Origin of the sequence: Rhodoplanes roseus (assembly GCF_003258865.1) — a bacterium.
Taxonomy (GTDB): domain Bacteria; phylum Pseudomonadota; class Alphaproteobacteria; order Rhizobiales; family Xanthobacteraceae; genus Rhodoplanes; species Rhodoplanes roseus.
Genome location: NZ_NPEX01000281.1, coordinates 1 through 7,338 on the forward strand (window position 1 = coordinate 1; position 7,338 = coordinate 7,338).

Here is a 7,338-nt window from a genome sequence, read left to right on the forward strand (position 1 = left end):
ACGACGCCGCCTCCTCGACCGGCAGAGCGCGGCGGCCGAGGGCCAGGCCGGCGGCGGCGAAGCCGCGCCGCCGCATGGCGCCGGTGGACAAGGCCTGCGGGCCGGCGACATGGCCGATGCGGGCGTGCCCGAGGCCGGCCAGATGCTCGACCGCGAGGCCGATCCCGCGCAGGTCGTCGCTCAGCACGGCGGGCGCCCGGCCGCTGTCGTCGGTGCGGTTGATCAGCACGATCGGCGCCGGGCCGTCGAGCCAGTCGTCGAGCACGGCGTCGTGCAGCGTCGCCGAGGCGAGGATCAGGCCGTCCACCTGGCGCTCGATCATGGCGGACAGGATGCGGCGATGCCGCTCGGGATCGTTGGCCGTGTCGGCCACGATGGTCAGATAGCCCTGCTCCTGCAGGGTGTGCTCGATGCCGTGCAGGATCGCCGGGAAAAGCAGGCTGGCGAGGTCCGGCACCACCAGCCCCACCATGTGGGAGCGGCGCGTGCGCAGGCTCGAGGCCGCCGTATTGGCCCGGTAGCCGAGCCGCACCGCCGTCTCCAGCACGCGCGCCACGATCCCCGGATTGACGCGCGCCCGGGTCGCCGGGCTGAGCGCCCGCGACACCGTGGAGAAGTGCACGCCGGCCGCCTCGGCGACCTGCTTGATCGTGACGGTCGGTTTTCGCGCGGCCATTGGACCCTCCGGTATTGGGTATCGCATCAGCAAACGATTGCAGCAAGGTGTCCTGGTTTCGCCCCGCGGTGGATTGACTCGCCCAGCGGGATATGGCGAGATGCGCTTGCAAACGTTTGCTGGCCCCAAGGAGAACAACGCCGATGGCCCCCCGCATCAGCTACGTGGACCCTGCTACCATCACGGATCCGGACATGCTCGAGGAGCTGGACCGCTGCGCCCGCGAAGGTACGCCGCGTCCCGAGAGCCAGGCCGTGCGGGCGCACGTGCCGGCCGTGTTCTGGTCGTTCGCCAACACCTGGCGCGACGTGTTCCACCAGGGCGTCGCCGACCACAGCATCAAGGAGCTCTGCCGCGTCTACGTCTCGCGCTCGGTGCTGTGCGAGTTCTGCGGCAACCAGCGCTCGATCAAGTCCGCCAAGGCCGGGCTGGTCGAGGCCGACTACATGGACCTGATCAATTTCGAGGCCTCGTCGCGCTACGACGCGAAGCAGAAGGCGGCGCTGTCCTATGCCGAGGCGATCACCTGGGATCTGCCGACCGACGACGCCTTCTGGGCGCGGCTGCACGCGCATTTCTCCGAGCCCGAGCTGGTCGAGATCGGCTACTTCATCGCGACCACGATGGGCCAGCAACGCTGGCTGCGCACCCTGAACATCGAGCACCACCAGATCCTGGCCGGCCAGGACGGCTCGATGGCCCCCGGCTTCGAGACCGCCGACGCGCTGCAAAAGTCCAAGGCCGACCCGGACTACTGGGCGAAGTCCAAGGCCCGCCCCGCCACCGCGGCGTGACGCGGGCGGTGGCGGACGGCGGACGCAGGCGCGGCCGAGCTGCCGCGACGATGAAGCGGTCCCTGCCGTTTGGACCGTCCGCTCCGGACTCAGTGTGCCCCGGACAAGGCGCGTCGGGCCACAGGCCCGAGGTGCCGCCGAGCCCGGGCCCAGGGCTGCGCGGCACAGCCTCGCCTGATCGCCCTCGTGTCCCGGGTCACGGCGCGTCGCGCCGCGCCCGGGACACGAGGCTGGTCCGAACAGACCACCCCATCCCTTGCCTCTCCGTCACGTTGGGCCTGCTATACTGCGGGCATGCCAGACCGTGCTCCGCTTCCCGTCTCCGCTCCCGCCGCCGCGCCCGTGCCGCTGCCGACGACCAAGGCCCGCCTCACCGCCCGGACCCTGCTGCTCGGCGACCGCATCGACACGGCCGGCCTGGAGCGCAGCGACCTGATCTCGACGACGCCGCTCGCCTTCCGGTCCGGCGCGGCCGGCTACGCGGTGCTGTTCCGCTACGGCGTCGCCGTGCTGGTCGGCCTGTCGCCGGTCGAGGAGGACGAGCTGTTGCGGGCGCTCGGGCCGCGCCTGTTCGGGCGCTACGAGCGGATCGAGGACGAATCGACCGTCGTCGAGATCGCGCCCGAGCAGGACGACCAGGTGGTGCCGGGCGGCCCGGTGGCGGTCCGCGCCCTCACCCCGCCGCGCCTCCTGGTGATCGCCGACGTGCTGGCCAAGAACGCGGCGCTGTCGCGCGACGAGCGCGAGGTCGGCAAGGTGATCGAGGTGATGGAGCCGTTCGCGGCCGCCCTCGCCCGCACCGGCAAGACGCCGTCGAACCGCCGCCAGATGCTCAAGACCATCGGCCAGGCCCTGCAGGTGCAGCACCGGCTCGCCGGCCGCGTCGAGATCGAGGACAAGCCCGACATCCTGTGGGACCAGCCCGAGTTCGAGCGCCTGTGGCTGCGCCTCGCCGACGAGTACGAGCTCAAGGAGCGCGCCACCTCGCTGGCCCGAAAGCTCGCCGTGATCGACGACACGGCGCACGCCCTCACCGAGATCATCGACACCGAGCGCGGCGTGCGGCTCGAGGTGACCATCATCGCCCTGATCGTCGTGGAGGTCCTGGTCGCCTTCTACGAGCTGTTCGTTCGCGGCAGCACGCATTGAGGCCTGCGGGACGGACCGGCGCACCGCAACCTGCTCTTGCATGATGACCTCTTCCCCTCGCGCCGGTAGCTGCTATGACGAACGGGCTATGCTCGAATCGATCCTCTTTCGCGACCAGACCGACGCCGATACCGACGCGGTCCGCACCCTCGTCACGGCGGCCTATCACGGCCTGCCCCACGCCTCCGGCACCGAGCCCTTCATCATGGACGCGCTGTGGCGCAGCGGCGCCGCCGCCGTCGCCCTGGTGGCGCAGGACGCCTCCGGCCTGGTCGGCCAGGCGGCCTTCTCGGCCGTGCACATCTTCGGCCCGGACGGCGCCGGCACCGGCTGGTTCGTGCTCGGCCCGCTGTCGGTTCGGCCGGACCGCCAGCACCAGGGCATCGGCTCGGCCCTGATCCGCCACGGGCTCGCCCGCCTGCGCACCAGGGGCGCGGCGGGCTGCCTGGTGGTCGGCGATCCCGGCTATTACGGCCGCACCGGGTTTCGGGTCGTCGGCGGCCTGCACGTCCCCGGCATCCCCGACCGCTACGTCCAGGCCCTCCCCTTCGCCGGCCTCCCGCCGACCGGCATCATCGAGCTGCACGAGGCGTTCTCGGCGGCGGAGTGAAACGGCTGCGATGCGCAGTGGCCGGCTCTGCGCCGCCACCCACGGGGCGAGCGAGGGACACCTCGACCGGTGAACCGGCCTCAGGTCAGGGTCGGCCGAGAAACGCCAGCAGGCGCGGCACGACCTGGTCGCGGGCCTCGTCCATCAGCCAGTGGCCGGAGCCCTTCACGATCACGCCTTCGACATCGTCGGCGACGAGGCGAGCCTGGGCGATCAGGCCCTCGCCGGACGCCTTCTCGCCGGTCAGCACCAGCATCGGCATCGACAGGGGCTTCTTCGCGAATGCGGCGAAGTCCTCGGCATCCTGCGCGAAGGCGCGAAACACCTCGAAGCCGGCACGCATGGCGCCCGGCTGCGCGTAGGCGCTCGCGTAGAACTGCCGGTCCGCCTCGGAGACCGAATGCGCCGGATCGGCGGCAAAATCGTTCCAGAAGTGCTCGAAGTAGATGCGCTCGCGGCCCTCCACCAGGGCCAGCGGCGTCTTGCCGTAGAAGTGGAAGTGCCAGAGGTCGCGCAAGAGCCAGACGCTCGTCCAGTCGCCGACGCCGGGCAGGAACGCGTCCATCAGCGCGATCCGCTCGACCTCGTCGCGGTACTGCGCCGCATAGGCGTAGGCGACCATCAGGCCGATGTCGTGCCCGACCACGGCGACGCGGCCGAAGCCCAGCGCGGCGGCAAGCGCGTGAATGTCACGCGCCATCGACGCCTTCTCGTAGCCGCCCTCGGGCTTGTCCGACGCGCCGAAGCCGCGCAGGTCGGGGGCGATCACGGTCCGGCTCTTGGCCAGCTCGGGGATCAGCGGCCGCCACATGTGGCTGGTCTGGGCGTAGCCGTGCAACAGCAGCACCGGCTCGCCCTCGCCCGCCGCGAGATAATGCAGCCGAAGCCCGTCGACCTCGGCGAAGCGGCTGTCGATTCGGTCGTCGCTCACGATCGCCCTCCGCCCGGTCCATGAAGACCGACCCTAACCGACAGCGGTCACGCGCCGGCGGTTCGGAGGTAAGGTGCGGCCCGTTATTGGCTGCGTTGTCGGCGCCGCGTCATTGTGATCCCTTAACACCGACGACGTGGTTCACGCTTGCCCCGGCCAGCCGGGCCAAGGAGGCGCGATGTTTCCGGTTCCGACCATGGTGTTCCTCACGCACGGGGTGGGCACCCACAAGCAGCCGCTGACGGCGTTCGAGTACGCGCTGCGCGACGCCGACATCGAGCAGCAGAACCTGGTCACGGTGTCGTCGATCCTGCCGCCGCGCTGCCGGCTGATTCCGCGCGAGGCCGGGGTGCCGACGCTGGCGCCGGGCGAGATCACGTTCTGCGTCATGGCGCGGGCGGAGACCAACGAGCCCGGCCGGCGCATCGTCGCCTCGATCGGGCTGGCGCGGCCGAAGGACCCGGCCCTCTACGGCTACATCTCGGAGCACCACGGCTACGGCATGACCGAGCAGCAGGCCGGCGACTACGCCGAGGATCTGGCCGCCACCATGCTGGCCTCGACGCTCGGCATCGAGTTCGACCCGAACGCCGCCTGGGACGAGCGGCGCAAGCTCTACGAGACCTCGGAGCTGATCGTCGACACGCTGTCGATGACGGCCGCCGCCACCGGTGCCGACAACGGCGACTGGACCTGCGCGGTCGCCTGCGCCGTGTTCCGCTTCACACCGGCCGAGCAGCTCGGATGAGCGGCTCCTCGCCCGCCACCTTCGCGCTGCCGGCCAGCTTTCTCGGGCTGACCGCGCCGGCGAGCGACGCCGCCTGGTGCATCGGCGGCATCCCGCTCGATGTCGGCACCACCAACCGCTCGGGCGCCCGCGACGGACCGGCCGCGATCCGCCGGGCCAGCCGCATGCTGGTCGACGGCGCCCATCCGGTGCATCGCATCGAGCCGGCGCTTCTGCCGGTCGCCGACATCGGCGACTTCTCCATCGCGCTCGGCGACATCCAGAAGAGCCTGAGCCTGATCGAGAAGCAGGCGGCTTCCGTCGATCACCTGATCGCGCTCGGCGGCGAGCACGGCATCACGCTGCCGCTCTTGCGCGCGCTCGCCCGGCGGACGGGGCCGCTGGCGCTCGTCCATTTCGACGCGCATGTCGACACCTGGCCCGACAATTTCGGCCAGAAATACGCGCACGGCTCGGTGTTCTTCCACGCCATCGAGGAACGCCTGGTCGATCCGCACAAGGCCGTGCAGATCGGCATCCGCTCGCCGATGGACAACGACGTGCAGGACTGGACGCGCGCCCGCGGCGTCCGGATCCTGTCGTCGGAAGCCGTGCACGAAATGGGGCCGGCCGCCGTGGCCGAGGAGATCCGCAGCGTCGTCGGTGACGCCACCGCCTATCTCAGCGTCGACGTCGACGTGCTCGACCCCGCCTTCGCGCCCGGCACCGGCACGCCCGAGGTCGGCGGGCTGGCGAGCTGGCAGCTCCTGGCGATCCTGCGCCGGCTCGGCGGCATCGCCTTCGCCGGCATGGACGTGGTCGAGGTGGCGCCGGCCTACGACGTCTCCGAGATCACGGCCCTGGCCGCCGCCACCGTCGCCTGGGAGTACTTGGCGCTGATGGGCAAGAACGCTGCCGGGTGAGCTCGCCCGGCCGACGAGGCGGCTGGCCTACCGCTTGGCGCCGCCTTTCAGTGCGGCGCGAAAGAACGCCTCCGCGTCGGTGCGGAACGCCGCCCGGGACACGTCCTCGGAATAGAACATGTGGCCACCGCGATAGACCTTCAGGGCGGCGCGCTCCGGCGATCCGTAGACCGGGAGCTGGTCGAGGATCAGCTTGTTGGCGAAATACGGCGTGACCAGATCGCTCGCCCCGTGGACCACCAGCAGGCGGGCGTCGCGGTCGCCCGAGAGGATCGTGCGCAGCTCGTCCACCACCTGCGGGGACGAGCGGCTGCGGCCCCAGTTCCACTGCCCGTTCACCTCGTCGTTGAGGATCCGGTACGGCTGGTCGTGGCTCCATTTGAGCGGCCCGCGATAGAGCTCGGTCATGGCGGAGACGAGCGGCGCCTTGGTGGCGTCGAGCACCGGGTCGGGGAAATGCGTCTGCGCCGCCGACGGGGTCGGATCGAACGCCGTGACGGTGGCGTCGTAGGCGCTGCCGACGAGGCCGCGGTCGCGGTAGAGTTCGCGCTGGAAGGTCCGCATGTCGATGCGGCCGGCGAGGCGCTTGACCAGCGCGGCGTCGAGACCGGTGAGCGCGGCGACCCGGGTCGTCATGCGGTCCACCGCCGCCTGGTCGCGCTCGCCCCGCATCAGGTCGGCCAGATAGTCGGTCGCGGCGTAGCGCTCGGCCTCGGCGAGGGCCTCCGCCGTGTAGGCGCCCTTCAGCTCCAGCGCCGCCGCCGCCATCGAGGGCAGCAGCGTCACCCAGGACTGCGGCAGATGGCGGCGCTGGCCCAGCATGGCGAAATCCAGCACCGGCGAGACCAGCACCAGGCCGCGCACCCCGACTCCCTCGCGGGTGGCGAGCGCGCGGGCGAGCTTCGGCACCCGGAAGCCGCCGTAGCTCTCGCCGACCAGGAACTTCGGCGCGCGCTGGCGGCCGTTCTGGTCGATCCACTTGCGCACCACCACGGCGAGCGCCTCGGCGTCGCCGTCGACGGACCAGAAGTGACGGCGGGCCGAATCATCGCCGACGATCCGGCTGTAGCCGGTGCCGGGCGGATCGATGAAGACGAGGTCGGTGAAGTCCAGCCAGGTCTCCGCATTGGGAACCAGGACCGGCGCGGTCGAGGCGGTGGCGCCGTCGAGCGGCAGCCGCCACGGGCCGACGGCACCGATGTTCAGATAGGCCGAGGCGGCGCCGGGGCCGCCGTTGAACAGGAACGTCACGGGCCGCGGCGGCGCGTCGGGGCCGGCCGCCGGCATCGTGAAGGCCACATAGGCGACCTCGGCCCGCAGCGGGCCGCCGTCGCCCTCGAACAACGGGATCGAGCCCGCCGTCGCCTTGAACCGCAGGGTGCGGCCGCCGGCCTCCAGGGTGTGCTCGGTCGTCGAATCGGAAGGCAGCCGGCGGGCATTGGCGTCGCGTCCGGACTGCGCCGCCGGACGCTCCGGCGGGGTGGACGGCCGGGCGGACGGCCGGGCCGCGGGCCGGTCCGGGGCCGGT

8 protein-coding genes are annotated in these 7,338 nt (G+C 71.5%); 5 read left to right on the top strand and 3 right to left on the bottom strand.

Features of this window, described 5'->3' with window-relative positions; all coding sequences use genetic code 11:
• A partial coding sequence (locus tag CH341_RS25745; RefSeq protein WP_170149807.1) for a LacI family DNA-binding transcriptional regulator occupies nt 1–676 on the bottom strand: 676 nt, incomplete at its 3' end.
• Nucleotides 677–819: 143 nt separating this feature from the next.
• Between CH341_RS25745 and CH341_RS25750 the strand changes: the two genes are divergently transcribed.
• From CH341_RS25750 to CH341_RS25760, 3 genes are all read left to right on the top strand, one after another.
• Nucleotides 820–1,470: a carboxymuconolactone decarboxylase family protein gene (locus tag CH341_RS25750; RefSeq protein WP_111421826.1), complete on the top strand. Its 651-nt coding sequence runs from the start codon at nt 820–822 to the stop codon at nt 1,468–1,470.
• Between the two features lie 342 nt (nt 1,471–1,812).
• A complete protein-coding gene (locus CH341_RS25755; protein ID WP_111421827.1) occupies nt 1,813–2,619 on the top strand; it encodes an RMD1 family protein in 807 nt (268 codons plus the stop codon).
• An 88-nt stretch (nt 2,620–2,707) separates the two neighbouring features.
• Complete coding sequence (locus CH341_RS25760; RefSeq protein WP_111421828.1) at nt 2,708–3,229, top strand: GNAT family N-acetyltransferase; 522 nt, start codon at nt 2,708–2,710, stop codon at nt 3,227–3,229.
• A gap of 85 nt (nt 3,230–3,314) precedes the next feature.
• On the opposite strand, the gene CH341_RS25765 is transcribed toward CH341_RS25760, so the two are convergent.
• Nucleotides 3,315–4,160 carry an alpha/beta fold hydrolase gene (locus CH341_RS25765; protein WP_245431249.1) on the bottom strand — a complete coding sequence of 282 codons (846 nt, stop codon included), beginning with the start codon at nt 4,158–4,160 and terminating at the stop codon, nt 3,315–3,317.
• A gap of 178 nt (nt 4,161–4,338) precedes the next feature.
• Here CH341_RS25765 and CH341_RS25770 point away from each other — a divergent pair, with 178 nt between their 5' ends.
• Together CH341_RS25770 and speB are read left to right on the top strand one after the other, a co-directional pair.
• Entirely contained in the window at nt 4,339–4,908 is a 570-nt protein-coding gene (locus CH341_RS25770) for a pyruvoyl-dependent arginine decarboxylase (RefSeq protein ID WP_111421830.1), read from the top strand.
• Nucleotides 4,905–5,810, top strand: a complete 906-nt coding sequence (gene speB / locus CH341_RS25775; RefSeq protein WP_111421831.1) for an agmatinase — start codon at nt 4,905–4,907, stop codon at nt 5,808–5,810. The genes CH341_RS25770 and speB overlap by 4 nt, the downstream gene beginning before the upstream one ends.
• Before the next feature lie 27 nt (nt 5,811–5,837).
• Here speB and CH341_RS25780 read toward each other — a convergent pair.
• A partial coding sequence (locus CH341_RS25780) for a S10 family peptidase (RefSeq protein WP_111421832.1) occupies nt 5,838–7,338 on the bottom strand: 1,501 nt, incomplete at its 5' end.

What these genes read in the sequence shown, in the direction of transcription:
- CH341_RS25750 (WP_111421826.1), top strand. Translation starts at nt 820, where the DNA reads ATGGCCCCCCGCATCAGCTACGTGGACCCTGCTACCATCACGGATCCG.
- CH341_RS25760 (WP_111421828.1), top strand. Translation starts at nt 2,708, where the DNA reads ATGCTCGAATCGATCCTCTTTCGCGACCAGACCGACGCCGATACCGAC.
- CH341_RS25770 (WP_111421830.1), top strand. Translation starts at nt 4,339, where the DNA reads ATGTTTCCGGTTCCGACCATGGTGTTCCTCACGCACGGGGTGGGCACC.
- speB (WP_111421831.1), top strand. Translation starts at nt 4,905, where the DNA reads ATGAGCGGCTCCTCGCCCGCCACCTTCGCGCTGCCGGCCAGCTTTCTC.